The organism is Comamonas serinivorans, from assembly GCF_002158865.1.
GTDB classification, from domain to species: Bacteria; Pseudomonadota; Gammaproteobacteria; order Burkholderiales; family Burkholderiaceae_C; genus Comamonas_E; species Comamonas_E serinivorans.
Window position 1 is genome coordinate 2470598 of record NZ_CP021455.1, and the last position, 25435, is coordinate 2496032.

Annotated in this window: 22 protein-coding genes and 1 riboswitch; of the genes, 13 read left to right on the top strand and 9 right to left on the bottom strand. The window is 68.7% G+C overall.

Annotation, left to right across the window (positions count from 1 at the left end; all coding sequences use genetic code 11):
- The first annotated feature begins 1 nt into the window (after position 1).
- From CCO03_RS10495 to CCO03_RS10510, 4 genes are all read left to right on the top strand, one after another.
- On the top strand, positions 2 to 619 hold the full coding sequence (locus CCO03_RS10495) for an outer membrane lipoprotein carrier protein LolA (RefSeq protein WP_087280833.1): 618 nt from the start codon (positions 2 to 4) through the stop codon (positions 617 to 619).
- Entirely contained in the window at positions 616 to 3243 is a 2628-nt protein-coding gene (locus tag CCO03_RS10500) for an MMPL family transporter (protein ID WP_087280835.1), read from the top strand. Before CCO03_RS10495 ends, CCO03_RS10500 begins: the two co-directional genes overlap by 4 nt.
- Before the next feature lie 86 nt (positions 3244 to 3329).
- Positions 3330 to 5078: a nucleotide-binding protein gene (locus tag CCO03_RS10505; protein ID WP_087280837.1), complete on the top strand. Its 1749-nt coding sequence runs from the start codon at positions 3330 to 3332 to the stop codon at positions 5076 to 5078.
- Positions 5079 to 5098: 20 nt separating this feature from the next.
- The gene (locus CCO03_RS10510) at positions 5099 to 5494 is read left to right on the top strand and encodes a (2Fe-2S) ferredoxin domain-containing protein (RefSeq protein ID WP_087280839.1); all 396 of its coding nucleotides are present in this window, start codon (positions 5099 to 5101) and stop codon (positions 5492 to 5494) included.
- A gap of 278 nt (positions 5495 to 5772) precedes the next feature.
- Here CCO03_RS10510 and CCO03_RS10515 read toward each other — a convergent pair whose 3' ends face one another.
- Both CCO03_RS10515 and CCO03_RS10520 read right to left on the bottom strand, forming a co-directional pair.
- On the bottom strand, positions 5773 to 6678 hold the full coding sequence (locus CCO03_RS10515) for an SDR family oxidoreductase (RefSeq protein ID WP_087280841.1): 906 nt from the start codon (positions 6676 to 6678) through the stop codon (positions 5773 to 5775).
- Positions 6679 to 6953: 275 nt separating this feature from the next.
- Positions 6954 to 7781 carry a M90 family metallopeptidase gene (locus CCO03_RS10520; RefSeq protein WP_087280844.1) on the bottom strand — a complete coding sequence of 276 codons (828 nt, stop codon included), beginning with the start codon at positions 7779 to 7781 and terminating at the stop codon, positions 6954 to 6956.
- Between the two features lie 375 nt (positions 7782 to 8156).
- On the opposite strand from CCO03_RS10520, the gene CCO03_RS10525 reads away from it, so the two are divergent.
- Positions 8157 to 9158 carry a Bug family tripartite tricarboxylate transporter substrate binding protein gene (locus CCO03_RS10525; RefSeq protein ID WP_157667633.1) on the top strand — a complete coding sequence of 334 codons (1002 nt, stop codon included), beginning with the start codon at positions 8157 to 8159 and terminating at the stop codon, positions 9156 to 9158.
- A 252-nt stretch (positions 9159 to 9410) separates the two neighbouring features.
- Positions 9411 to 10964, top strand: coding sequence for a fumarate hydratase (locus CCO03_RS10530; RefSeq protein WP_087280848.1), 1554 nt, complete (start codon positions 9411 to 9413; stop codon positions 10962 to 10964).
- Between the two features lie 170 nt (positions 10965 to 11134).
- Here CCO03_RS10530 and CCO03_RS10535 read toward each other — a convergent pair whose 3' ends face one another.
- Positions 11135 to 13534: a DUF4132 domain-containing protein gene (locus CCO03_RS10535; protein ID WP_087280850.1), complete on the bottom strand. Its 2400-nt coding sequence runs from the start codon at positions 13532 to 13534 to the stop codon at positions 11135 to 11137.
- A gap of 287 nt (positions 13535 to 13821) precedes the next feature.
- Positions 13822 to 13930, top strand: a riboswitch (TPP riboswitch).
- Between the two features lie 74 nt (positions 13931 to 14004).
- Here CCO03_RS10535 and CCO03_RS10540 point away from each other — a divergent pair.
- From CCO03_RS10540 to CCO03_RS20765, 4 genes are all read left to right on the top strand, one after another.
- On the top strand, positions 14005 to 15324 hold the full coding sequence (locus CCO03_RS10540; RefSeq protein WP_087284539.1) for a purine-cytosine permease family protein: 1320 nt from the start codon (positions 14005 to 14007) through the stop codon (positions 15322 to 15324).
- Positions 15325 to 15797: 473 nt separating this feature from the next.
- Positions 15798 to 16241: a GNAT family N-acetyltransferase gene (locus CCO03_RS10550; protein WP_087280854.1), complete on the top strand. Its 444-nt coding sequence runs from the start codon at positions 15798 to 15800 to the stop codon at positions 16239 to 16241.
- A 92-nt stretch (positions 16242 to 16333) separates the two neighbouring features.
- Positions 16334 to 16603, top strand: a complete 270-nt coding sequence (locus CCO03_RS20840) for a GFA family protein (RefSeq protein WP_157667634.1) — start codon at positions 16334 to 16336, stop codon at positions 16601 to 16603.
- Positions 16557 to 16802: a GFA family protein gene (locus CCO03_RS20765; protein WP_157667635.1), complete on the top strand. Its 246-nt coding sequence runs from the start codon at positions 16557 to 16559 to the stop codon at positions 16800 to 16802. Before CCO03_RS20840 ends, CCO03_RS20765 begins: the two co-directional genes overlap by 47 nt.
- Before the next feature lie 119 nt (positions 16803 to 16921).
- Here CCO03_RS20765 and CCO03_RS10565 read toward each other — a convergent pair whose 3' ends face one another.
- The 6 genes from CCO03_RS10565 to CCO03_RS10585 all read right to left on the bottom strand — a co-directional run bounded on the left by CCO03_RS10565 (position 16922) and on the right by CCO03_RS10585 (position 21904).
- A complete protein-coding gene (locus tag CCO03_RS10565; RefSeq protein WP_087280860.1) occupies positions 16922 to 17803 on the bottom strand; it encodes an MBL fold metallo-hydrolase in 882 nt (293 codons plus the stop codon).
- A 95-nt stretch (positions 17804 to 17898) separates the two neighbouring features.
- A complete protein-coding gene (gene bamC, locus CCO03_RS10570) occupies positions 17899 to 18990 on the bottom strand; it encodes an outer membrane protein assembly factor BamC (protein ID WP_236903771.1) in 1092 nt (363 codons plus the stop codon).
- A 146-nt stretch (positions 18991 to 19136) separates the two neighbouring features.
- On the bottom strand, positions 19137 to 20030 hold the full coding sequence (dapA, locus tag CCO03_RS10575) for a 4-hydroxy-tetrahydrodipicolinate synthase (RefSeq protein WP_087280863.1): 894 nt from the start codon (positions 20028 to 20030) through the stop codon (positions 19137 to 19139).
- 120 nt (positions 20031 to 20150) lie between these two features.
- On the bottom strand, positions 20151 to 20282 hold the full coding sequence (locus CCO03_RS20600; RefSeq protein WP_257789714.1) for a hypothetical protein: 132 nt from the start codon (positions 20280 to 20282) through the stop codon (positions 20151 to 20153).
- A gap of 52 nt (positions 20283 to 20334) precedes the next feature.
- Positions 20335 to 21552, bottom strand: coding sequence for an MFS transporter (locus CCO03_RS10580; protein WP_087280865.1), 1218 nt, complete (start codon positions 21550 to 21552; stop codon positions 20335 to 20337).
- Between the two features lie 85 nt (positions 21553 to 21637).
- Positions 21638 to 21904: a hypothetical protein gene (locus tag CCO03_RS10585; protein WP_087280867.1), complete on the bottom strand. Its 267-nt coding sequence runs from the start codon at positions 21902 to 21904 to the stop codon at positions 21638 to 21640.
- Between the two features lie 290 nt (positions 21905 to 22194).
- Between CCO03_RS10585 and CCO03_RS19750 the strand changes: the two genes are divergently transcribed.
- The 3 genes from CCO03_RS19750 (at position 22195) to prfA (ending at position 25078) form a co-directional block, all read left to right on the top strand.
- Entirely contained in the window at positions 22195 to 22350 is a 156-nt protein-coding gene (locus CCO03_RS19750; protein WP_236903772.1) for a hypothetical protein, read from the top strand.
- A 158-nt stretch (positions 22351 to 22508) separates the two neighbouring features.
- Positions 22509 to 23777 (top strand): glutamyl-tRNA reductase, encoded by a 1269-nt coding sequence (gene hemA / locus CCO03_RS10590; RefSeq protein ID WP_087280869.1) that lies wholly within the window; start codon positions 22509 to 22511, stop codon positions 23775 to 23777.
- A 182-nt stretch (positions 23778 to 23959) separates the two neighbouring features.
- A complete protein-coding gene (prfA, locus tag CCO03_RS10595) occupies positions 23960 to 25078 on the top strand; it encodes a peptide chain release factor 1 (RefSeq protein WP_087280871.1) in 1119 nt (372 codons plus the stop codon).
- Positions 25079 to 25435: the final 357 nt, after the last annotated feature.

Consider the following 25435-nt stretch of genomic DNA (forward strand, 5'->3'; position numbering starts at 1 on the left):
CATGCGTTCCGCCCTTCGCCTTTCTCGCCAGACCTTTGCACAGTATGCGCTGGCTGCTGTTTTCAGTTCAACAGCCATCACTGGATACTGCCAAAGTAAACCCCAAGGCACGCCCGAGTTCAACGCCAATGCGCTGATGCTGCTGCTGGCCAAACACCCCAGCGGCGACGCCACCTTCGTCGAGACCAAGCACCTGGCGCTGCTGGCGCAGCCGCTGGTCAGCAAGGGCACGTTGAACTACGCGCCGCCCGACAAGCTGGCCATCCGCACCACCGAGCCCAAGCCCGAGGCCATCGTGGTCGACGGCGACTGGCTGTCGCGCACGGCCGACGGCAAGACCCGCCGCATCCAGCTGTCGGCCCAGCCCGAGGCCACCGGCATCATCGAAGGCATACGCGGCTCGCTCTCGGGCAACCGCACGGCGCTGGACCAGAACTTCGAGCTCAGCGTGAGCGGCAGCGCCAACCAGTGGCGCATGGGCTTGGTGCCCAAGGACAGCCGCGTGCGCAAGCTGATCACGCGCATCGCCATCGAGGGCAGGCAGAACGCCATCACCCGCATCACCACCGAGCAGGCCGACGGCGACCGCTCGGTCATGGACATCACGCCCAAGCCATGACGCGTGCCACGCCCCCCGAGGCGCCGTTGCAGCCCGCCGCCGCGGGCCAGGGCTCGGCCGACGGCATCACCCTGCCGCGCGCGCAGCGCTGGCTGCGCGGCCTGGCCTGGCTGGCGCTGGTCTGCGGCTGCATCTGGGTGTTGGCCACGGCGCGCTACAGCAGCGACATGTCGGCCTTCTTGCCCAAGGACCCCAGCGCCGAGCAACAGCTGCTGGTCGACCAGATCCGTGACGGCGCGCTCTCGCGCATGCTGCTGCTGGCCATCTCCGGCGGCAATGCCGAGCAGCGCGCGCTGGCCTCGTCTGCGCTGGCCGACTGGCTGCGCGCCCAGCCCGAGATCGAAGGCGCCATCAACGGCGATGTGGCCAGCCGCGACCGCGACGGCGCCTTCCTGTTCGCCCACCGCTACCAGCTCAGCGATCGCATCACGCCGCAGCGGTTCACGGCCGAGGGTCTGACGCAGGCCCTGGGCGAATCGCTGTCGCTGCTGGCCTCGCCGGCGGGCAGCCTGCTCAAGCCGCTGCTGCCGCGCGACCCGACGGCCGAGGTGCTGCACGTGCTCGACAGCCTGGCCTCGTCCAGCACCGGCACGCACACCCGCGAGGGCGTGCTGGCCTCGGCCGATGGCCAGCGCGCCATCCTCATGGTGATGCTGCAGGCCAGCGGCACCGACACCGATGCCCAGGCGCAGGCGCTGGCGCGCATCCAGGCCGCCTTCGACCGCCTGCGGCCCGGCCCGGCCGGGCCTGAGGCCGCGCTGCAGCTGGCCATGACGGGCGCGCCCTACTTCTCGGTGCAGTCGCGCGCCATCATCAAAAGCGAGGTCGAGCGCCTGTCGCTGACTGGCACTGTGCTGGTCGTGCTGCTGCTGCTGACCGTGTACCGCTCGCCGCGCACGCTGCTCGTGGGCCTGTTGCCCGTGGCCACTGGCATCGTGGCCGCCATTGCGGCCGTGGCGCTGGGTTTTGGCACCGTGCACGCCATCACCATCGGGTTTGGCACCACGCTGATCGGCGAGTCCATCGACTTCAGCATCTACTACCTGGTGCAGTCGCGCGATGCCCACGCCTGGCGCACGCGCTTCTGGCCCACGATTCGCCTGGGCGTGCTGACCTCGCTGTGCGGCTTCGGCGCGCTCACGTTCTCCAGCTTTCCGGGCCTGGCGCAGCTGGGCCTGTATTCCATGGCCGGGCTGGTGGCCGCGCTGCTGACCACGCGCTACCTGCTGCCGGCCATCCCCACGCCGCCGCCGCCCATGGACCGGCTGGTGCGCCTGGGCCAGCGTGTGGCGGTGGGCGTGGGCCTGCTGCGCCGCGGCCGCTGGGTGCTGGTGGCGCTGACGGGCGCGGCCGTGCTGACCACGGCGCTCTCCAGCACGCCAATGTGGTCGCGCGGCCTGGACGGCCTCAACCCCACGCCGCGCGCCCTGCAGACGCTGGACGCCGAGATCCGCCAGGACCTGGGCGCGGGTGACCTGCGCTGGCTGGTGGCCGTGCGTGGCGACACCCCCGAGCAGGCCCTGACCCGCGCCGAAGGCGTGCAGGCCGCCCTCGCGCCCCTGGTCGCGCAAGGCCTGCTGGCGCGCATCGACAGCCCGAGCCGCTTCTTGCCCAGCGCCGCCACCCAGGCGCAGCGCCTGGCCAGCCTGCCGGCGCCCGACGTGCTGCAGGCCAACCTGCAGCAGGCGCTGACCCGGGTACCGTTTCAGGCCCAGGCGCTGGCGCCCTTCCTCGGCGAGGCCGAGGCTGCGCGCCAGACCCCGCCGATCTCGCTGGCCGACCTGAAAGGCACCAGCTTTGCCCTGGGCCTGTCGGCGCTGCTGCTGCGCCATGGCGAAGGCCACGTGGCGCTGCTGGCCTTGCAGCCGCCGCTTGACGGGGCCGCGTTGGGCGACACAGCCCCCGGTGCCGCACCCGCCAGCGAACCAGCGCGGCTCGACCGCCTGGCCGCCACGCTGGCCGACCGGGTGCCCGGCCTGCTGAGCCGCTGGCAGCAGAGCCAGGCCCCACTGACCACCTCGGCCTCGGCTGCGGCCGACGAACTGCCGCCCGCGCTCTTCATCGACCTGACGCAGGCCACCGAATCCATGTTCGGCAGCTACCTGACCCAGGCCGGCAAGCTGGCCGTGGCTGGCGTGGCTGGCGTGGTGCTGTTGCTGGGGTTGTCGCTGCGCAGCGCGCGCGGCGTGGTGCGCGTGCTGCTGCCCATGGCGGGCGCTCTCGTTTTCGTGCTGGCCGCGCACGCGCTGGCCGGGCGTTCGCTCACGCTGCTGCACCTGGTCGGGCTGATGCTGGTGGTGGCCGTGGGCTCGAACTACGCGCTGTATTTTGAGCAAGCCATCGACGTGCAGCCGGACAGCAACGCCCCGCGCACGGCGGCCAGCGACAGCCAGCACGCGGCCCTGGCGTCGCTGCTGCTGGCCAACCTGTCCACCATGATCGGCTTCGGCATCCTGGCCTTCTCGCAGGTGCCCGTGCTGCAGGCGATTGGCGCCACCGTGGGCCCGGGGGCGCTGCTGGCGCTCGTGCTGGCCGCCGCTTGGTCGCGCCGCGTTTCGCCAGGGGCGGCGCAGCCCGCCGTCACGGTGCCACTCATCCCTGCAACCGCTGCACACCGGGCGTAGCGCCAGAGCTTGATTCATCCCAACCAGTATCAGGCGCTTGCGATTCATGTGTGATCGGAAACGCCGAATACCCCCAGCCATTCACCATGTCCGATTGCATCGCCCTGCTCATCGCCGCCCCCGCTTCGGGCCAGGGCAAGACCAGCGTCACCGCCGGCCTGGCGCGCCTGCTGCGCGACCGCGGCTGGCGTGTGCGCGCCTTCAAGTGGGGCCCCGATTTCCTCGACCCCAGCTGGCTGGCCACGGCCAGCGGCCAGCCCGTGGACAACCTGGACCTGGCCATGGGCGGCGAGCACGACGTGCGTGAGCGCCTGGCCCGCGCCGCCGCCGAGGCCGACGTGCTGCTCATCGAGTCGGCCATGGGCCTGTTCGATGGCGCGCGCAGCGCCGCCGACCTGGCCGAACGCTTAGCCCTGCCCATCCTGCTGGTGATGGATGCTTCGCACATGGCCGAGAGCTTTGGCGCGCTGGCCGCCGGCCTGGTGCGGCACCGCCCCGGCCTGCGGTTTGCCGGCGTGTTGGCCAACCGCGTCGGCAGCCCACGCCATGCCGAGCTGCTGCAACGCGGCCTGCAGGCCGCCGGGCTGCAGGACCTGTGGCTGGGCGCCATCGGGCGTCAGCCCCTGGCCCTGCCCTCGCGTCACCTGGGGCTGATCGCTGCCAGCGACGTGGACGACGCCGACGCCAAGCTGGCCCGGCTGGCCCAGGCCGTGGCCGAGACCGAGCTGGGCGCGGCCCTGCCCTGGGCCTCGTCGGGCGCAAACGGCCTGCGCAACGACCCCCTTGAAGCGGAGGCCCTGGGCCATGCCGGCGACGCGCGCGCGCAGCAGCCCGACGCGCCGATGGCGCCAACGGCCCGCAGGCTGCAAGCCATGCCCGCACGGCCACGCCCCGTCCGTTTCGGCAGACGTGGGGCAGCCCTGGCCAGGGTGCTGCGCCGCGGCGGCCGTTCACGGCCCGCATCGCTCAGAACGTCGCTGAACAGGCCGTCCGCAGCGCCAACGCAGCGCCTGGCCGCCCTTGCGCGGCCCCTGGGCGCAGCCACCGCGCCTGGCGCTTCGCCGCAGCCCGCCCGTCAGCCGCTGTGGACCCGCTGGCGCGTGCACATCGCACCGCCGGCCCCCCGGCCTCTGCCACCGTTGCTGGCCGGCGTGCGCATCGCCGTGGCGCACGACGCGGCCTTTGCCTTCGTCTACCCGGCCAACCTGGCCTGCCTGCGGCAGCTCGGGGCCGAGGTCGCGCTGTTCTCGCCGCTGGCGGGCGACGCGCTGCCGCCCTGCGATGCGGTGTGGCTGCCGGGCGGCTACCCCGAGCTGCACGCCCAAGCCCTGGGGCAGCAGCAGGCGCTGCGCCAGCAGCTGGCCGAACACGTGGCCCACGGCAAGCCCGTCTGGGCCGAGTGCGGCGGCATGCTGGCCCTGGCCGAGCAGCTGCACTGGCCCAGCCGCGCGCTGGCGCTGCCGCTTTGGGGCCTGCTGCCCGCCACGGTGACCCAGCACGACCGTCTGCAGGGGCTGGGCATGCAGGCCTGGCGCGGCCCGCATGGCCTGCTGCGCGGGCACGGCTTTCACCACGCCAGCTTCGCCACCGAGCTGGTGCCCCAGGCTCACACGCACCGCCTGCTCAGCGAAGCCACCGTGGACGAGCAGGCGCCGCTGGAAGCCATCTACCGCCATGGCAGCATCCAGGCGAGCTTTTTCCACGCCTGGTTTCCGTCCAACCCGCACGCCACGGCAGCGCTGTTTCAGTCACCTGCCGATGCACTGACCGATTCCCCTGCCGCCACGCCAGCCATGGCAGCCCTTCCCGCGTTGTCCGCCGCCCCATCGACCTGACCGCACGCCCGACCACCCGCATGTCCCAAGCCCTGCCCTTTCTTTCTGCCGCCGAAGCCGCCGTGCCCGGCAAAACCAAACCCAAGATCGGCGCCTACCACCGCCACCTCCTGGTCTGCACCGGGCCCCGCTGCGCGCCCGATGGCGAAGCGCAGGCCCTGTTCGATTCGCTGGGCGCCGTGCTGGCCGAAGCCGGCCTCGACCGCGGCGAACAGCGCGTCAAACGCACGCGCATGGGCTGTGTGGCGGCCTGCAAAGGCGGGCCCATCGTCTGCGTGCAGCCCGATGGCGTCTGGTACTGGGACGTGACGCCCGACAACCTGCGCCGCATCGTGCACGAGCACCTGCACGGCGGCCGCGTGGTGGAGGAACTGGTGTTCCACCAGGGCCCGGGCTCGGGATGCGACGATCGCTGACACCCATCAAGGCAGTATCGAGGCCTTGTCGTTGGATTGACATCGACGATGGCCGGATACCACCCAACAGAATGCGAGCGGGTGCAAGCGCGTCGCTCAGCCGGCCGCTGCACCAGGGCACCGGACGGCCAGGCCGTGAGCCGTACCGCCTCGATGCCGGCCACGGGCTCGCAATGCGCAGCGCAGCGATCGCGCGACGCCCAAACAAAACCCCGCCGACGCGGGGGCGCGGGCGGGGTTGGCGGTGCGCGTCAGGGCTCAAGGCCCTCAGGCCGGGCTCATTCGTAGGCCACGCGGAAGGCCTTGCGCAGCATTTCGCCGATTTCGGGCTTGGCGGCGTAGGGGTTGGGCGGCTGCGTGCGGTTCACGATGGCATCGGCGCGCTGCTGCACGCTGGCCAGCGCATGCGGGTGGCTGTAGATGTAGAAGTGGTTGTGCTCGGTGGCCTCGAACACGTTGCGCGCGATGTCGGCGGCCGACACCTTGCCCTTGCTGACCGCGGACGACGTCAGCTCCTTCTTCAGCAACTGGCTCTTGGACAGCTGGGCATCCTTGTCGGGGCGGTTGCGGTCGCTCTTGTCGATGCCCGTGGGCACGAAATACGGGCACAGCACGCTGGCCGAGATGTGGTCGGTCACCAGCTGCAGGTCTTGGTACAGCGTTTCGGTGAACGCCACCACGGCATGCTTGCTGACGTTGTAGACGCCCATGTTGGGCATGGTGACCAGGCCCGCCATGCTGGCGGTGTTGACGATGTGGCCCTCGTAGCCGGGCTGGGTCTTGGCAGCCTCCAGCATCATGGGGGTGAACACGCGCACGCCGTGGATCACGCCCCACAGGTTGACGCCCAGCACCCACTCCCAGTCGGCGACGGAGTTTTCCCAGATCAGGCCACCCGTCGACACGCCGGCGTTGTTGAACACCAGGTTGGGCGCGCCCCAGGTCGCCTTGACCTCGGCCGCCAGGGCTTCCATGGCTTGGGGATTGGCCACGTCCACCTTGCGCGCCATGACCTGGCCGCCCGCCGCGGTCAGCTCCTTCACGGCGGCGTCCAGGGCATCTTGCTGCACGTCCACCAACACCACCCGCATGCCGCGCGCCACGCCGATGCGGGCCATCTCCAGGCCGAAACCCGAAGCGCCCCCGGTCAACACGGCCACCTTGTCCTTGAAATTCGAAATCACGGCTTGCTCCTTGCTCGTTGAATTGCGCGATGCACGAGGCGGCATGCTGGCTCAGGCCAGGGCGAGGCGTCAGCGCCTGGGTGACATGAGGCCCCACGCTCCCCGGCTGCGCCTGGTCCGCTGCCCCTATGCTGGGCGCCCCCCAAGGGGGCCGTGCCTTGCTCGGGAGCGGCCCTTCGCTGCGGTAGAACGGTGCCCAATCCTAGAGAGGCTCTGGGCGTGCTTGGAGGTGCCGCCGGCAAAGCCCGGTCGCATCGGCCAGCTTCTCAAGGCCATCAGCGCCAACTCAGCGGGTTGACGCGGTGGCACAGGCACAGCTGCTCGAACAGGGCCGGCTCGGCCTGGGCCAGCGCCTCGGGTTGTTCGAAGAACACCTCGCACGCCACAGCGAAGAACTCGGCCGGGTCGGTGGCGCCGTAGGCGTCCAGCAGGTGGTCTTCGCCGCGGTCGATCTGCTGGCGCAGGCGCGTGAAGGCCTCGCCCAGCACCTGAGCCCAGCGCACACGGCCGGCGCGGCCGGTGCGCAACGGCAGCGGTGGCGCGCCGTTGGCCACGCCCTTCTCCTGGTCGAGCTGGTGCGCGAACTCGTGCACCACCACGTTGTGGCCATCGGCTGGCCGGGCCGCGCCGGCCAGCACGTCGTCCCACGACAGGATGACCTGGCCCTGCGACCACGATTCGCCCGACAGCACGCGCTGCACATCGCGCTGCAGGCCCAGGCCGGCGGCCTCGGTGCGCTGCACGATGAAGGCGCCGGGGTAGAGCAACACCTGCGTCAGGTCGGGGAACAGGTGGTTGCGCCGCCCCAACTGCAGCAGGCAAGCCTGGGCGGCCACCACCAGGCGCATGGTGTCGGTCACCTCGAGCCCGGCGCAGCCGATGAAGGGCTTCTCGGCCAGGAAGACCTGCACATCGCCCTTGAGCTTGAGCTGCAGGTTGGCCGGCAGGCGTGCCACGGCCGGCACCTGCTCGCGCAGGATTTTTCGCCAGGCGGCCGGAAACGGCCGCCGCCGGATGCGCGCGCGGCGCAGGGCCACCCAGCTGGGCCGCCACCAGAACCAGCCCGCCAGCGCCAGGCCCAGCAGCAGCACCGCGAGCCCCATCCAGGTGCCGGGGTGCCAACCACCCCCGTCAAGCCATGCGTTCAGCAACCGTTCACCCCGTGTTCGTTGATGCGCCTGGGCGTCCCAGGGCCGCCCCGTCAAGGGACGCCGGTGTCCGCCGCGCACACGAACCGTTACATGGGCGCTTCGCGGCCGATTGCAATGGCGCCGAAAAGGCAGCCGGCGCGGGAGGGTGCGGGAGCCGCTTGGGTGCCCCCACCGGCGCCGCTTTGTAGCCCAGGCGACAACTTTGGACCCCAGCTCCGGGCTTACCCGATGCGGCCGATCGCGCCGCCATGCGCCAATGGCCGGTTGTGCGCCGAAGCCCCACCGAGGATGGCGTGCAGATCACATCACCCTAGGAGACGCAACGACATGAGCCAACCATCCACGCCCACCCGCCGCCAGTTCTGCCAGCTGGGTGCGCTGGGCCTGGCCGCCAGCTGCACGCCAGCCTGGGCCAACACCGACGCCTTCCCCTCCAAGCCCATCAAGCTGATCGTGCCCTTCCCGCCCGGCGGCCTGACCGACGCCCTGGCGCGCAACCTGGGCGCATCGGTCAGCACGCAGCTGGGCCAACCCGTCATCGTGGACAACCGCCCCGGCGTGGGTGGCACCATCGGCGCCGAGCTGGTGGCCAAGTCGCCGGCTGATGGCCACACGCTGCTGCTGACGCTGAGTTCGCTGCTGCCCAGCGCCTCGGTGCTCTACACCAAGCTGCGCTTCAACCCCGAGAAGGACCTGATCTGCGTGTCCGAATCGGCCATGCTGGGCGGTGCCTGGGTGGTGAACAGCAGCCTGCCGGTGAACAACGTGCGCGAGCTGGTCGAGTACTCCAAGGCCAACCCCGACAAGGTCAGCATGGCCAGCCTGGGCGCCGGCACCCCCAACCACGTCTCGCTCACGCTGCTCAACAACGAGTACGGTGCCAAGCTGCTGCACGTGCCCTACAAGGGCGAAGGCCCCATGGTGCAGGACCTGCTGGGCGGCCAGATCAACGCCTCCATCGTCGCCGGCATCCACGTGCAGGCGCACAAGGCCTCGGGCAAGCTGCGCTGCATCGGCGTGCAGGGCTCGCGCCGCTCACCCATGCTGCCCGACGTGCCGCTGCTGTCCGAGCAAGGCTTCAAGCAGGAGAGCTGGAGCCGCGAAGGCCCCATGGCCATCTTCGCGCCCAAGGGCCTGCCGCCCGCCGTGCTGAGCCGCCTGGGCGAGGCCTTCAAGGTGGCGGCCGCCACGCCCAAGGTCGTGCAGTACCTGCAGGAAGGCGGCATCTACCCGCACGGCAACCTGCCCGCGGAGGCCCAGGCCAACTTCGAGCGCTACTACGCCATCGTCAAGCGCAGCACGGCGGCGACAGGCGTGGTGCTGGACTGATGCACGCCGCCGGGCTGAGCCTGGCTTTGAGAGGAAGCAGTACACGGCGATTGTCGATGCCAAGACAACGGCAATCACCTGATACCCCTTGAAAGGCACGACTTGGTCCGGCAACACACAGGCCTGGCCCACCGCACACACCGCCCCGGCTGGCGGTGCCGGGCCCGGGTCGAGGGCCCCCTGGCTTGGGTTGATAATCGGCGGGTTTTCCCATGTGGCGCCCCCCGACGCCACCAACCCACGCCACACAACATGACCACGACGATCCGCCAACAGGACCTGATCGACTCGATCGCAGGCGCCCTGCAATACATCAGCTACTACCACCCTGCCGATTACATCCAGCATCTGGCCCAGGCGTACGAGCGCGAGCAAAGCCCGGCTGCCAAGGATGCGATGGCGCAGATCCTGACCAACTCCAAGATGGCCGCCACCGGCCACCGCCCCATCTGTCAGGACACCGGCATCGTCAACGTGTTCCTCAAGATCGGCATGGACGTGCGCTGGGAAGGTTTCACCGGCGGCCTGGAAGACGCCATCAACGAAGGCGTGCGGCGCGGCTATAACCACCCCGACAACACGCTGCGCGCCTCGGTCGTGGCCGACCCACACTTCGCGCGCAAGAACACCAAGGACAACACGCCGGCCGTGATCAACGTGCAGATCGTGCCCGGCAACACCGTGGACGTGACCGTGGCCGCCAAGGGCGGCGGCAGCGAGAACAAGTCCAAGATGATCATGATGAACCCCAGCGACTCGCTGGTGGACTGGGTGCTCAAGACTGTGCCCACCATGGGCGCCGGCTGGTGCCCGCCGGGCATGCTGGGCATCGGCATTGGCGGCACGGCCGAAAAGGCGGTGCTGCTGGCCAAGGAAAGCCTGATGGAAGACCTGGACATGTACCAGCTGCTGGCCAAGAGCCAGCGTGGCGAGAAGCTGGACCAGGTCGAAGAGCTGCGCCTGGAGCTGTACGAGAAGGTCAACGCCTTGGGCATCGGCGCGCAGGGCCTGGGCGGCCTGGCCACGGTGCTGGACATCAAGATCAAGATGTACCCCACGCACGCGGCCTCCAAGCCCGTGGCCATGATCCCCAACTGCGCCGCCACGCGCCACGCTCACTTCGTGCTGGACGGCTCGGGTCCCGTGTACCTGGAAGCCCCGTCGCTGGACCTGTGGCCCAAGATCGACTGGGCGCCGGACTACAACAAGTCCAAGAAGGTCGACCTGAACACGCTGACCAAGGAAGAAGTTGCCAGCTGGAAGCCCGGCGACACGCTGCTCTTGAACGGCAAGATGCTGACCGGCCGTGACGCCGCCCACAAGCGCATCCAGGACATGCTGGCCAAGGGCGAGAAGCTGCCGGTGGACTTCACCAACCGCGTCATCTACTACGTCGGCCCGGTCGACCCGGTGAAGGACGAGGCCGTCGGCCCGGCCGGCCCGACCACGGCCACGCGCATGGACAAGTTCACCGACATGATGCTGGAGCAGACCGGCCTCATCGCCATGATCGGCAAGGCCGAGCGCGGCCCTGTGGCCATCGAGAGCATCAAGAACCACAAGTCGGCCTACCTGATGGCCGTGGGCGGCGCCGCCTACCTGGTCAGCAAGGCCATCAAGCAGGCCAAGGTCGTCGGCTTCGAGGACCTGGGCATGGAAGCCATCTACGAGTTCGACGTGGTCGACATGCCGGTGACCGTGGCCGTGGATGCCGGCGGCACCAGCGCCCACATCACCGGCCCGGCCGAGTGGCAAAAGAAGATCGCCAGCGGCGAATTCAAGGTGATGCCGGTGGTCGCGGCCTGACCGCAGCCCTGGTTGGCCCCGTAGCGCCTGCCAAGCCGCCTTCGGGCGGCTTTTTCATGGCTGCTGCCATTGCCGTTGCCCCAGCTTGCAGCAGGCGTGCCCTCGCCTTCGCGGTGGTTGGCGCGTGGGTCAGCCGCTCGGCCCGGCAACCGAGCGGGCGGCGATCAGCCTCATCCGCCAATGTGCTCGAGGTCGCGCAGCAGCTCGGCCAGCGTGATCGGGTCCAGCTCGCGCCAGTCCTGGGGCTGGCCCTGCTGGGTCAGCCGCAGGTGCAGGGTCTGCGCCCCCGAGTCGCGCGGGCTGAACAGGGCGACGCCGGGTTCCAGATCCAACGTGACCTGACGCTGCCCAGGCAGGCTGCGCTGGTAGCTGCAGATGAAGCCGCTGTCGCGCCAGTTGTCCCAGCCGCGGGCGTCCAGGCCCAGCACGCGCAAGGGTTCCAGGGCTTTGCCGTCCCAGGCCAGCACGGCCGCCACGGCTTGCTCGGCCGTGAGGTCGCGCGCGACCTGCCGGCCCAGTTGCTCGAAGGGCTGCAGCAGTTCGTAATCGACAAACACCTGACCGAATGCAGCCAGCGTGGCGGCATCCAGCTGCAAGGGGTGCACCACGCCGACCTTGACGGGCACGTCGGGCCAGACCAGGGGCGCCTCGTCGGCCTGCAGCAGCTCGCCATCGGCCGCAACCCGGAAGGCCGCCAGCGGCCGCGCAGGGCCACCCGGCTGGGCCGGCGCATACAACCCCCAGATCACCCGCGCAGCGATCTGCCGCAAAACGGGATGCTGGACATACACCACCTGAAAGTCATCTGGCGTCCAACGGCGCTGCTCGCGCATGGCCTTCTCCAGGCGCTTGATGTGCGAGGCGCCGATGGCCTTGGTCTGCTTGGCCACCGCCTTGTAGGCGGCTGTGGCGGCGCTGGCCAGTGCCGCGTCGTCGCGCGCGCCCACGGCGGGCAGCTTGGCCACGCGGGCACCAGGGCGTCCGTCTTCCAGCGCGCGCAGCTGGGGTTTGAGCTGTTCGTCCAGCCGCAGCAGGAATTGCCGCGGTCCGAAGTCCAGCACCCGCTCGCCCTTGGTGTTCAGCCCCAGTGTGGGCACCAGGCGATCCTCCAGGTCCTGCGCCGACAGGCCACGCATGAGGCCGATCTTGCGCATCATCTCCTGAGCCTTGAGCTTGAGCGGACGCGACTTCACGCGCTCGGCGATCGCGGCGATTTCGCCCAGCGCCACGTCGGTGCCCATCTCGGCCAGGATTTCAAGCGCCGTGCCGGCCCGCGCCGACAGGCCCTCGGTGGGCCAGACGCGCGCGCACTTGGCCAGGTCGCGGGCGGTCTGGTCGTTGCCCAGCACGCCCAGCGCCCAGAAGGCCCAGTCGTACTTGGCGGTCGGCTTGAGGAGCTCGGCGCCAGGTTCGCGGGGCCGCCACGACGACACCGAGCGGTTGGCGCGGTCCGCCTCCCAGGCCTGCATCAGCGCCCAGGCGAAGGCCGCCAGCGATTCGGGGGTGCAGGCCTCGCGGACCAGGGCCAGCCCCGCATAGCGCCCCGCGCCTGCCGGAAAACTCAGCATTTCGCCCAGCGTCTGCAGGGCCGGGGACGACAGCGTGCCGCCCTGCACCCACTGCGGCGCATGGGCAGCCAGCTGCGGCCAGAACTCGGGCAACTCGCCCACGCGGGTCGGGTAGCGCAGCAGTGGGTCATCCGCCAGCAGCTCGTGGGTGGCCTGCAGGGCGCCGGCGTGGCCCAGGGCTTCCAGCCGCTGCGCGCCCGCCAGCACCGATTCACGCAGTCCCTCGTCCACCAGCCACAGCAGCACCGTGCGCGCCACCGTCTGCGCCTTGCCTTTGCCGCACAGGGCATCGGGCAAGTGCGCGGCCGCGGCGTACTCGGGCCAGGCCTTGAGCCAGGCCTTGCCGTGGATGGCGTGCGCCTTGCCGCTGACGACCGCCAAACCGGCCGAGCGCGCCAGGGGCTCGCTGGCCATGCACAAGGCCAGGTCAATGGCGCTGGCCAGGCTGCGCGCGCACCAGGCCTCCATGGCAGGCAAGCCCGCCAGGCCCAGCGCAGGCACGAAAGCAGCGGCACCGGCGTGCACGTAGCGAGCGGCCAGGCGGTTCCACAGGGGCGCGGCCAGGTCACCGAGCTTGAGCCAGTCACGGCCATCGCCATCGAATTCCTGCAACGGTTGGCGCGCCCAGTACGGGCTGATCTTTTCGTTCAGTTCACGCAGGGTCTGCGCGACGGCGTCGGCGTCACGGGCCGCCAGGGCCTGCCGCAACGGCACCAGCTCCACTTGATCCTCGTCCTGAAAGTCTGCCAGGTCGACACCCAGGGCAGCCAGCTGCTCGACCTCGCTGCCTGTCTCGAGGGCCTGGGCAGCAGCGGCCTCGAAGACCTCGCTCCAACGCAGCTGCGGCGCCAGGGGCGGCACATCCGTCAGGTGCAAGGCCTTGGCCGCTTTGGACGCGCGGGGCTTGGTTTTTGGGGTGGGCTGCCGCCACGGCGGGTTCTCCAGCCAGGCGACGGGGTCGATGGGGAATTCGGGGCGCTGTGGCGCGCTCTGCATGTCCATGGGTGTGCTCCTGCCTCCAGATGAAGGGTGCAGTGTGCCTGAAACATCCCGTCACATCGAGACGCCGATTGCGCCCGAAGGTGCTACTTCGGGCCTGCGCCGCCATGGGACCGCTGAGCTGCATCTGCTGACCGGCGTCCGCATCAGGCAGCGCGGGCCGCAGCGCCCTGCCCGACGCAGCAGCCTGAGCGCCGGTCCTCTACACCCTGCCTCTTCAGAGCCACCGCCACGTCTTTCCTTGCACTCCAGGCACGCCACTACAATCGCGCGGCCGGCGCATTCACGCCGGTGTTTGCTGGGGGTGCCCGGCCGTGTCTCTCGAGGCCGGCGGGCTGAGAGAGTCCCTTTGAACCTGATTGAGATCATCCTCGCGCAGGGAAGCACGTCAGCCCACAGGCCGCACGGTCTCGTCGCCCCGTCAGGGGTCGGCCCGGGCCCTGGCGCTGCAGCGCGAGCTGCCGGAGTGCGCCATGACCGTTTCCCCTCCTCCCGCCGCCCAGGGCAGCGTGACCAACCACAGCCTGCAGGTGGTTGCCGCACACGAGCGCGTGTTTGCCTGGCACAACCATGCGGCGCTGTGGTTCAGCCTGGGCGTGGGCCTGCTGGTGCTGCAGATGGGTGCCCTGATCGCACCAGCACTTGGCTTCACGGGCGCGTTGTGGGTGATCGCGGGCGGCTCATTGCTCGGCGCAGCCTTGTTGGCCTGGGTGGCCCACATCGGCGCCACGCATGGGCTCGCCAGCGCCGGGCTGATGCACGCGGTCATGGGCCGGCGCTTCGCCCAGCTGCCGGTGCTGCTCAACATCGTGCAGCTGCTGGGCTGGGGTGCGTTCGAGCTGGTGGTGATGCGCGAGGCCACCGTGGCCATCGTGAGCCGGCTGGGCTGGATCGGTGCCGGCACCTCCGCCGCCCTGTGGGCCACGCTGGCCTGGGGCGCGTTGCTGACGCTGCTGATGACCCTGCCCATGGTGCGGCTGGTGCGCCAGCTCATCGCGCGCGTGGCCCTGCCGCTGGTCGTGCTGGCCTTGCTGTGGATCAGCTGGCAGCTGCTGGGCCAGGCACACACCCAGGGTTGGGCAGCACTCACGGCCACGCCCGGCAACGGCAGCATGAGCCGCCTGTCCGCGCTTGACCTGGTGATCGCCATGCCCGTCTCGTGGCTGCCGCTGGTGGCCGACTACGCGCGCCATGGCCGCAGCGCCAAGGGCGCGTTCTGGGGCACCTGGGCCGGCTTTGCGCTGGCCAACGCCTGGTGTTATGGGCTGGGCGTGCTGATCGCCACGCTGATGCCGGGCACCGAGATGATGGCCGCGGTGCTGCTGGTGCAAGGCGGGCTGCTGGCGCTGGCCCTGGTGCTGCTGGATGAGGTGGACAACGCCTACGGCGACACCTACTCGGCCGCCATGAGCGCGCACAGCCTGCTGCCACGCCGCAGCGTGCGCCACTGGGCGGTGGTGGTGGCGCTGGCCTGCACGGTGCTGGCCATCGTGCTGCAGATGCACAGCCTGGAGCCCTTCCTGATCCTGCTGTCGTCTGTCTTCACGCCGCTGTTTGGGGTCATCGTCGGCAGCCTGGCGGGTCGGCGCGACGTGGCCGGCCTGCTGAGCCGCGCGCCCGCGGTCAACGGCGGCGCCGTGGCCATCTGGCTGCTGGGCATTGGTGGCTACCACGCGCTTGCTCAGTGGGCACCACATTGGGGCAGCGCCCTGCCCGCCTTCGCGTTGACGCTGGGCCTGTCGGCGCTGCTGCGCGTCGTCCATCAGCCGGCAGCGGCACGATCCATGGCGTGATGCGAATGGGGTATGGATGATTTCCCGTTTTCAATTCAACGGCAATGGATTCATACTGCCTCTGGATAAAAGCAGACATGCGAGCGGATGTGTATCAGGTTCGGCAGCCCCGCGCAGGCCCTGCTGCCGGCATGGGTGCCGTGAGGGGAACGGTATGATGAACGTGACTTGCGACGGTGCCGTGCTCCTCACGCCACCGGGTCAGGCCATCGTCTGGAAATGCTGAAATGGATTGGGTCCCCGTCGTCTTCATCGTGTTCAAGGTCCTCGTGTTCGGAACCTGCATGTTCTTCGCCATCAAGTGGCATTACGACCAAGGCAAAAAGAAGAAATGATCAGATGCGGCCCTCTTGAGGGCCGCATGCACATGTGCCCCAGGCCGGCGCGTGACCGGCCTGCCGCCTTTCCCACGGAGCTTGATCATCAGCAGTGAGAATCAAACGACATCATTCCCAGACACATCAAAGGTCCGCATGAAAATCTGCACCCCCACCAAAAATGATTACTTGAAATTAATGGAAATTTGGGAAGATTCAGTTCGCGCCACTCACGACTTCTTGAGTGAAGAGCACATTCAAACCCTCAAACCCCTGATACTCGAACACCATTTCGATGCAGTGGATTTGCGAGTCGCCAGCGACGAACATGGTGACATGGTCGGCTTCATTGGTGTTGCCAACCAGAATGTTGAGATGCTTTTCATATCCCCATCCCACAGAAAACAAGGGATAGGCTCGATCTTGCTCAAGAACGCGATAACCCATCAAGGCGCAACCAAAGTCGATGTCAATGAACAGAACCCCGACGCAGTCGCGTTCTATGCGCATTGTGGATTCAGCGAGGTTGGCCGATCGCCGCTGGACGGACAAGGCAACCCCTTTCCACTGATTCACATGGCGCTCAAGCAGATCAGCTGATCATTTGTCAAACAGCATCATCTGAATGTCGCAAGGCCTTCCTCCAAGGAGCAGTTTGGCTGACATCGCCCACGTCGTGTCCAGGAGCAATGATGAATACCACTTTTGAAGGCGGGTGCCTGTGTGGGGTGAATAGGGATCGGATCAGTGGCAATCCTTTGTCTGTCTATGCATGCCACTGCATCGATTGCCAACGACGAACCGGAAGTGCGTTCGCGCTTTCCATGCTGGCGAGAAGCGCCAGCATGGAACTCACATCGGGTCAACCAGTTGCTTATCGCGCAGCTCTATCTGATGGCAGAACCAAGGTGGCAAATGTGCAGGGACTGTGGCACGCGTCTATGGGGGACGCCACGGAATGAAGCCGTTGTTGTGGTTCAACTCGGCACCTTGGACCAGCCGCATGCATTCAAGCCCATTGCCCACTTGTGGACTCGAAGCAAAGCCCCATGGATGGTTATCCCTGATGCAGATGTCCAGTTTTTGACTCAGCCTGAAGACCAAATGGAGTTGGTAGAACTTTGGCGTTCAAAGTCCAACAACATTGCTGGTAGGAAATAGCTTCAAATTCAATTCAAAAATGGTCCCCATGACGGCTGGAATGGGGTCGCGATGCGGCATCACAAAAGGAACGGAGTTGCCACGCCAGGCCAGCAAGCGGCCCTCGGCGCGGTCAGGCCTCACACCCGGAACCAGTCGCACCCCTGATCGGCCGTGGCCGCCAGCAGCTGCGGCGAGAACAGGCCGAGCGCGGACCGCAGCTCGCCCAGCGCCAGGTCGGGGCGGTTGTTCTGCTCGCTCAGGTGCGCGGCCACCACCAGGGCCAGGTCGTCGTGCATGACGCTGGCCAGCAGCTGCGCCGCCTTGGCGTTGCTCAGGTGCCCCAGCGAACCGGCCACGCGGCGCTTGAGGAAGGCCGGATACCGCGATGCCGCCAGCAGTTCGGGGTCGTGGTTGCTCTCCAGCACCAGGGCGTGACAGCCTTGCAGGCTATCCACCACGTGGGCGCTGGGGTGGCCCAGGTCGGTGCAGATGCCGAGCCGGCGTTGCCCGTCGCTGACCACGAGCTGCAGCGGCTCGCGTGCGTCGTGCGGCACGGTGAAGGGTTGCAGCAGGCAACACGCGCTCACGGCGATGGTCACGCCATCGCTGGCAAAGCGCACCAGCCCGCCCACCGCGGGCTGGCCGATGGCCTGCCAGGTGCCATGCGACAGCCACAGCGGGATGCCCAGCCGCTCGGCCAGCGCGGGCGCGCAGCCCACGTGGTCGCTGTGCTCGTGGGTGACGAAGATGGCGTGCAGATCGGCCAGCTGCAGGCCGGTGGCCTTCAACCGGGCCTGCAACTCGCGCTGGCCCAGGCCACAATCGACGAGCACGCGCGTGACCTCGCCGCCTGGCAGCCCGCCGATCAGGTCGCCCTGTGCGACGGGCCCAACACCGCCGGCCGCGTCCGCCGCGGAACCCGGTTCCCCTGCGCACGTGATCGGCGCGGTGGCGGGGCTGGCTTCGATGAGCAAGGCGTTGCCGGCGCTGCCGCTGCCCAGACTGCGGAATCGCAGCATGCGAATGGCTCAAAAAACAGGAGTATGCTGCCATGCTCGTTGATTACACAACGAGAACAGCCCCATACTCCAGATTGCCGTCAATCGGCGGAGGATCACTTCAGGTCGTCGGCCAGCAGCTGGGCGATGCGGCGCGCGTTGTCCGAGGACTCGGGCGTGCCGTCGCCCTTGAGCACACGCACCACGCTCTGACCGCCGGTGGAGGTCACGCGCACCTGGTACTTGAGTGCCTCGGCGGCCTTGGGCGTGCTGCCGAACAGGCGGCCAAAGAAGCCGGCTTCCTTGCGGTTGGGGTCCGGCGGCAGGTAGCGCACGAAGTAGATGCCCTGGCTGCGGTCGCGGTCTTCCACGGTGAAGCCCGTGCGGTCCAGGGCCAGGCCCACGCGGCGCCAGGCACGGTCGAAGTCGTCGTCGACCTGCACCACGGGCGTGCCGTTCTGCTCGGCCACACGGGCCGCGGGCTGCACGCCCCCGGCTGCCACGACGGCCTTGGACTGCTCTTCGCTCACGCCCAGCTTGACCATCAGGCGACGCAGGAATTCGGCTTCCAGCTCGTGGTCGGCCGGGCGCGGTTGCCACTGCGTGGAATCCTTGGTCTGGCTGGTGTATTCCTCGACCATGCCGCGGTGGGTGATGAAGACCTCGGTCTTGCCATTGCTCGACTCCATGCGCGTGCGGAACTTGTCGCGCTCGCCGGTCGAATAGAGCTGATCGAACACCTTGCCGATGGTCGAGCGGATGATGTCCTGCGGCAACTTGGCGCGGTTCTCGGCCCAGTCGGTTTCCATGATGCCGATGCGGGGCTCGTCCACGGCCAGCAGGAAGCCGTTCTCCTGCCAGAAGTCGCGCACGGGTTGCCACAGCTTGTCGGCCGGCCGGTCGATGACCAGCCAGCGCTCGCCACCCAGGCGTTCCATGCGCACGTCGCCCACCGCCATGGCCGCCGTGGTGTTGGGCGACGCCGCCTGAGCCCGCTGGGCGCTTTCGTAACCGCTGGCGGTGACGTTGCCGCCGGGCATCTGGTAGCGGTTGGCGGCAGCCAGCTGCGTCAGGTCAGGGGGCACCTCGAGCGACACGCCCTTGCCGGCACTCTTGTAATCGATCTTGTCGGTTTCCAGGACCGAGCAGGCAGACAGCGCCAGGCAGGCGGCCGTTGCAGTCCATGTCAGGAGAAATGTGTGTTTCACCAGAGGTTCCTATCACGACGGGCCAGCAGGCTGCGGCCCATCAAAGCGGTGCTAAGACCAGTATGCCAAGGCTGTCGTTCAGCATTGAACGCAAGTGCAGGCATACCCCTATACGATTTTGGATTCAAGCGCCGCGTGATGCCGTGTCAGAGCAGGCCGCAGGCCTTGAGCGCCGCCTCGACCACGGGCTGCTGCTCGGCCGACAGGGGCGTCATGGGCAGGCGGATGTGCCCGCCACACAGGCCCAGGCGGGCCATGGCCCACTTCACGGCGATGGGGTTGGCTTCGACGAACAGAGCCTTGTGCAGCGGCAGAAGTTCCATCTGCAGCGCCATGGCGGCCCGGGCGTCCTGGGCCACGGCGGCCTTGCACAGCGCGCTCATCTGGCGCGGTGCCACGTTGGCCGTCACGCTGACGTTGCCCTGGCCGCCCGCCAGCATCAGGAACACCGCGGTGGGATCGTCGCCCGAATAGACGCTGAAGTGCTCGGGCACTTCCCGGATCAGCCACTGCGCACGCTCGAGGTTGCCGGTCGCTTCCTTGATGCCGGTGATGCCGTCGACCTGCGCCAGGCGCAGCACGGTGTCGTGCAGCAGGTCCGCCGACGAGCGGCCCGGCACGTTGTACAGCATCATGGGCAGATCGCCCACGGCTTCGGCGATGGCGCGGAAATGGCGGTACATGCCTTCTTGCGTCGGCTTGTTGTAGTAGGGCACGACCTGCAGCTGCGCGTGCGCGCCCACCTTCTTGGCGTGCTGGGCCAGCTCGATGGCCTCGGCGGTGGAGTTGGCGCCGCAGCCGGCCAGGATGGGCACCTGGCGCGCGTTCTTGGCGGCCTGCTCCACGGCGACGCGGATGATCTCCACATGCTCTTCCACCGTCACGGTGGGCGATTCGCCCGTGGTGCCCACAACGCCGATGCAGTCGGTGCCTTCTGCGATGTGCCAGTCCACCAGCTTTCGCAGCGTGTCGTAATCCACTGCGCCGTCGTCGCGCATGGGGGTTGCGATGGCCACGATGCTGCCGGTAATGCGTGCCATAAAAATGGTGCCTTCAGGTCTCAAATGAAACGCGCATTCTAGAGCGTGTTGGGTGATTTTTCCGGCAGAGGCCGCCCTGGTGTCGGGCCCCTTCGCCTGCGGGCGATGTGCAACAAAGGGTCAGAAGCACGACCAGACCTGGTCCGCCACCGCCACCATGAGGCCCGGCGCCGCGTAGGCCGCCAGCACCAGGGCGAGCACGGCCGCCACGGCCAGCCAGACCAGCAGCGGGCGCCAGGCCAGGCGCCTCATGGCCTGGTCCCCCGGTCGAACGGGGGCCATGCGCCGGAGAAGCTGCGGGTGCTCATGCCGCCACCTGCCCAGCACGCGGTGCCCGCACCAGCGCGGTTTCGCGAATCGGCAGGTTGATGAGCGCCGCCATCACGCCCAGGCCGATGGCGATGTACCAGACCACGTCGTAGCTGCCGGTGCGGTCGTACAGGTAGCCGCCCAGCCACACACCAAGGAAAGAGCCGATCTGGTGGCTGAAGAACACGATGCCGCTGAGCATGGACAGGTGCGCCACGCCAAAGATGTTGGCCACCACGGCATTGGTGGGCGGCACCGTGGACAGCCACAGCACGCCCATCACGGCCGAGAAGACGTAGACCGCCATCGGTGATGGCGGCGTCAGCAGGAAGACGACGATGACCAGGCTGCGCAGGCCGTAGATGGCGGCCAGGATGCCGGTGCGCGAGTAGCGCTGGCCCAGCGAGCCCGCGAGGTAGGTGCCGAACACGTTGAACAGCCCGATCAGCGCGAGCGACCAGGTGGCCACGCTGGGCGACATGCCCAGGTCGCGGATGTAGCTGGGCATGTGCACGCCGATGAACACGACCTGGAAGCCGCAGACGAAGTAACCGGCCACCAGCATGCAGAAGTTGCGCTGGCTCAAGGCCTCGCGCATGGCCTCGCCGGCCGTCTGATCACGCGGGACCGCACCAGCGCCCTGGAACTGCTTCTCGCGCAGGCCCCAGGCAATGGGGATGGCCAGCAGCAGCGCGGCGGCCAGCATCACCAGGGCTTGCTGCCAGCCAAACGCCTCGATGAGGCGCTGCTCGACCGGCACCATGAGGAACTGCCCGAATGAGCCGGCCGCTGCCGCGACCCCCATGGCCCAAGATCGCTTATCGGCTGGCACGTTGCGGCCGATCACGCCGTACACCACCGCGTAGGTGGTGCCCGCCTGCGCCACCCCGATCAGCACCCCCGTCATCAGCGTGAAGCCCAGCGGCGTGCTGGCGTGCGCCATGCCATACAGGCCCAGCGCATACAGCAGCGAGCAGCCCACGATGACGCGGAAGGCCCCGAAGCGATCGGCCATCATGCCCATGACGATGCCCGCCAGCCCCCAGCACAGGTTCTGCACCGCCAGCGCGAACGAGAAGGTCTCGCGGCTCCAGCCGTTGGCCTGGGTGATGGGCTGCAGCCACATGCCGAAACCGTGGCGCACCCCCATGGCGAGGGTGACGACCAGCGCGCCACAGATCAGCACTTGGCGCATGGAAAGGGTTTGAGGCATGGCGAGGTCTGCAGTTCGGACAGAAGAGCCGGCGATTGTCCGTGAATTCGCAGGGTCTTGCGCGCCTGAGCACCAAGGCGGTGCGTCAGCGCTGCATCAGCCACTGGCCCACGGCCGCCAGCGCCACCAACATCGCGTAGGTCAGCATCGCGCCATCGCGTCCCAACACCACCAGGCCGGCCAGCAACACCAGCACGCCCACCACCAACTGCACACCCATCTGCTCGACCAGCGACAGCCGCGCCGGCGCCCCACGCCAGAGCAGACGGCACACGCCCGGCAGGAACACCGCCAGCCACAGCGCGGGCGCGATGAAGTTGAACAGGTGGTTGAGCAGGTACACGGCGGTCACGGGTGCGAGGTTCAGACCCCTGCCGACACAGGAGCCGGCGCGCACTTTACTGCATGACCATGGGGGTTCTCGCGCCTGGCACCGTGCTGGCGATCGGCAGGCACAGGTTGGCCAGCAGAGCAGTGCCAGCCTGATAGATCTGCTGCGATCAGCCAGCTGAACTTCTGGGACGAGACCGTGGCCATGTCGCCTGCGCTTAGCATGACAACCGCCTCGTTCCGCAGTCCCGGTGTGCGCGCCCGCCAGTATTTGGATAGCCGCATCGCCATCGCCACGACTCGATCGACGAGGTGGTCGAGCGCGCCAACGCCAGCCCCTATGGCCTGGGCGGCACGGTGTGGGGCAAGGACGAGGCGCTGGCCACCAGCGTGGCCAACCGCGCGCGGGAATGCGGTCCAACAAGCCGGCAACGGTCCGGTTGGTGTCAGCATCACGTCAGGCCGTGAACCGAACGTTCCGCAACGGCCAAGCATGCCCCGGTGGCAAAGCGACGCCCTACTCCCGGCCCACGTGGTGTGCATGGCCCACCGGCAAAAACCCGACATCCAACGTCGCTGTCACCGCCGGCCGCGCTGCAAAAGGCAACAAATTTATAATCGCCCTCATGGCCGTCTGGACATTAGGGCTGAACCACAACACGGCCCCGCTCGATTTGCGGGGCCGCTTCGCGTTTGCGCTCGACCAAATGGCGCCGGCGCTCAAGGGCCTGCGCGCGGCCTTCCCCCAGCACCCCGAAGCCGCCATCGTCTCCACCTGCAACCGCACCGAGGTCTACTGCGCCGCCGAGACGCCGCACGTCGACCACACGCTGCAGTGGCTGGCCCGCGCCGGCGACGTGCCCGCCGAGGCCCTGCGCGCCCACACCTATGTGCTGGCCAACGACCAGGCCGCGCGTCACGCCTTCCGCGTGGCCTCGGGCCTGGACTCCATGGTCCTGGGCGAGGCCCAGATCCTGGGGCAGCTCAAGGATGCGGTGCGTGCGGCCGAACAGGCGGGCGCCCTGGGCACCACCTTGAACCAGCTGTTCCAGCGCAGCTTCGCCGTCGCCAAGCAGGTGCGCTCGTCCACCGAAATCGGCGCGCATTCCATCAGCATGGCCGCCGCGGCCGTGCGGCTGGCAGGGCAGCTGTTCGAAGACCTGCGCCAGATCCGCGTGCTGTTCGTGGGCGCGGGCGAGATGATCGAGCTCGTCGCCACCCACTTCGCCGCCCGTCAGCCGGCCCAGATGGTGATCGCCAACCGCACCCAGGCACGCGGCGAGCAGCTGGCCGCCCGGCTCGGCGCCCGCGTGATGACGCTGGCCGAGCTGCCCGAGCGCCTGCACGAATTCGACGCTGTCATCAGCTGCACCGCATCCACCCTGCCCATCATCGGCCTGGGCGCGGTCGAGCGCGCCCTCAAGAAGCGCCGCAACCGCCCCATGTTCATGGTCGACCTGGCGGTGCCGCGCGACATCGAACCCGAGGTCAAGGACCTGGGCGATGCCTACCTCTACACCGTGGACGACCTGGCCAGCGTGGTGCAAAGCGGCAAGGCCAGCCGCCAGGCCGCCGTGGACGAGGCCGAAGCCATCATCGACGAAGGCGTGCAAGGCTTCATGCGCTGGCTCGATCAGCGCGACCCCGCCCAGGGCTCGGTGGGCGTGATCCGCGAGCTGCATGCGCAGACCGATGCCTGGCGCGAGGCCGAGCTGGCCCGTGCCCGCAAGCGCCTGGCCAAGGGCGAGGAGCTGGACGCCGTGCTCGAGTCGCTGGCCCGCGGCCTGACGCAGAAAATGCTGCACGGCGCCATGGCCGGCCTGAATGCCGAGGGCGAGCGCCGCACGCAGACGCTGGACGCCGTGCAGCAGCTGTTCCTGCGCAACAAGCGTTAGCGGCGCCCTCCGCCGCCCTCACCGCCCCAGGCCTGCCCTGCTGCGCGGCGACACCTCTTGCAGGGGTATCCCCAACCTCCCGTTGAGACATGATCGGGAAGCGCGCCATACCCCGTCACCTTGTGCAAACGCTGCGCGGTTACTTTCCACCTGACCTGGCACAGCCCCTTTCTGGCGCACCCATGACGACGCTCAAACCCTCCCTCATCCACCAGCTGGAACGCCACACCGACCGCCTGGGCGAGCTCGACTTCCTGCTGTCGCGCGAAGACGTGATGGCCGACATGACGCAATTCCTCAAGCTCTCGCGCGAGCACACCGAAGTCGCCGCCGTGGCCGAGCGCTACGCGCGCCACCGCCAGCGCGAGGCCGACCTGGCCGCGGCGCGCGAGATGGCCGCTGACCCCGAGCTGGCCGAGATGGCGCGCGAGGAAATCGCCGCCTGCGAGGCGGAGCTGGCCGAGCTGGCCACCCAGCTGCAGCGCATGCTGCTGCCCAAGGACCCGGACGACGCGCGCAACGCCTTCGTCGAGATCCGCGCCGGCACCGGCGGGGACGAGTCCGCCCTGTTCGCGGGCGACCTGGTGCGCATGTACACGCGCCATGCCGAAAGCACCGGCTGGCGCGTGGAAGTGCTGTCGGAGTCGCCGGCCGAGCTGGGCGGCTACAAGGAAATCGTGCTGCGCATCGAGGGCCAGGCCGGCGAAGGCCCGCTGGCCACGGGCGCCTACGGCCGGCTGCGCTTCGAATCGGGCGGCCACCGCGTGCAGCGCGTGCCGGCCACCGAATCGCAAGGCCGCATCCACACCAGCGCCTGCACCGTGGCCGTGATGCCCGAGCCCGACGAGCGCCAGGCCATCACACTCAACCCGGCGGACCTGCGCATCGACACCTTCCGCGCCAGTGGTGCCGGCGGCCAGCACATCAACAAGACCGACTCGGCCGTGCGCGTGGTGCACCTGCCCACCGGCATCGTGGCCGAATGCCAGGACGGCCGCAGCCAGCACAGCAACAAGGCCCAGGCCCTGCGCGTGCTGCAAGCGCGGCTGGAGGAAAAAGAGCGCAGCGAGCGCGCCGCCAAGGAAGCCGCTGAGCGCAAGGGCCTGATCGGCTCGGGCGACCGCAGCGACCGCATCCGCACCTACAACTTTCCGCAAGGCCGCCTCACGGACCACCGCATCAACCTCACGCTGTACAAGCTGGCCCTGGTCATGGAGGGCGACCTGGGTGACGTGCTGGACGCGCTGCAAGCCGCGCGCGAGGCCGAGCAATTGGCGGAGCTGGACGCGAACGGCGGCTGAGCCCGCGCAGGTCTGCCCGAGGGGCCGGCCTGACGCCCGGCGCTTGAGCGGCATCGGGCGCGATGTGCAAGATCAGGTATCCAGCCCTGCTCGATGCATGTCAAACGGACATGCGGTCATACCCCATGCAGAAGCTTGGCGTACCCGGCAAATCGACCAGGCCCCTCGCCGACATCGCCAGCGCACCCGAGAAGATCGCCAACAAGCGGCCAACGGCCCACACCGCCGCCAGCCGCCACGCCTACCGGGGGCAGCGCGAGCCGCCAGCCGGTCAGCTGCAACCTCGGTGGGCGCCATGCCCCGCCTTGGCCGCTGCGCACACGCTGCGGTGTCCACTTGCGCCCGCTCGCTGTCGCC

What these genes read in the sequence shown, in the direction of transcription:
- CCO03_RS10495 (WP_087280833.1), top strand. Translation starts at nt 2, where the DNA reads ATGCGTTCCGCCCTTCGCCTTTCTCGCCAGACCTTTGCACAGTATGCG.
- CCO03_RS10500 (WP_087280835.1), top strand. Translation starts at nt 616, where the DNA reads ATGACGCGTGCCACGCCCCCCGAGGCGCCGTTGCAGCCCGCCGCCGCG.
- CCO03_RS10505 (WP_087280837.1), top strand. Translation starts at nt 3,330, where the DNA reads ATGTCCGATTGCATCGCCCTGCTCATCGCCGCCCCCGCTTCGGGCCAG.
- CCO03_RS10510 (WP_087280839.1), top strand. Translation starts at nt 5,099, where the DNA reads ATGTCCCAAGCCCTGCCCTTTCTTTCTGCCGCCGAAGCCGCCGTGCCC.
- CCO03_RS10520 (WP_087280844.1), bottom strand. Translation starts at nt 7,781, where the DNA reads ATGGGGCTCGCGGTGCTGCTGCTGGGCCTGGCGCTGGCGGGCTGGTTC.
- CCO03_RS10525 (WP_157667633.1), top strand. Translation starts at nt 8,157, where the DNA reads ATGAGCCAACCATCCACGCCCACCCGCCGCCAGTTCTGCCAGCTGGGT.
- CCO03_RS10530 (WP_087280848.1), top strand. Translation starts at nt 9,411, where the DNA reads ATGACCACGACGATCCGCCAACAGGACCTGATCGACTCGATCGCAGGC.
- CCO03_RS10535 (WP_087280850.1), bottom strand. Translation starts at nt 13,534, where the DNA reads ATGGACATGCAGAGCGCGCCACAGCGCCCCGAATTCCCCATCGACCCC.
- CCO03_RS10540 (WP_087284539.1), top strand. Translation starts at nt 14,005, where the DNA reads ATGACCGTTTCCCCTCCTCCCGCCGCCCAGGGCAGCGTGACCAACCAC.
- CCO03_RS10550 (WP_087280854.1), top strand. Translation starts at nt 15,798, where the DNA reads ATGAAAATCTGCACCCCCACCAAAAATGATTACTTGAAATTAATGGAA.
- CCO03_RS20840 (WP_157667634.1), top strand. Translation starts at nt 16,334, where the DNA reads ATGAATACCACTTTTGAAGGCGGGTGCCTGTGTGGGGTGAATAGGGAT.
- CCO03_RS20765 (WP_157667635.1), top strand. Translation starts at nt 16,557, where the DNA reads ATGTGCAGGGACTGTGGCACGCGTCTATGGGGGACGCCACGGAATGAA.
- CCO03_RS10565 (WP_087280860.1), bottom strand. Translation starts at nt 17,803, where the DNA reads ATGCTGCGATTCCGCAGTCTGGGCAGCGGCAGCGCCGGCAACGCCTTG.
- dapA (WP_087280863.1), bottom strand. Translation starts at nt 20,030, where the DNA reads ATGGCACGCATTACCGGCAGCATCGTGGCCATCGCAACCCCCATGCGC.
- CCO03_RS20600 (WP_257789714.1), bottom strand. Translation starts at nt 20,282, where the DNA reads ATGAGGCGCCTGGCCTGGCGCCCGCTGCTGGTCTGGCTGGCCGTGGCG.
- CCO03_RS10580 (WP_087280865.1), bottom strand. Translation starts at nt 21,552, where the DNA reads ATGCCTCAAACCCTTTCCATGCGCCAAGTGCTGATCTGTGGCGCGCTG.
- hemA (WP_087280869.1), top strand. Translation starts at nt 22,509, where the DNA reads ATGGCCGTCTGGACATTAGGGCTGAACCACAACACGGCCCCGCTCGAT.
- prfA (WP_087280871.1), top strand. Translation starts at nt 23,960, where the DNA reads ATGACGACGCTCAAACCCTCCCTCATCCACCAGCTGGAACGCCACACC.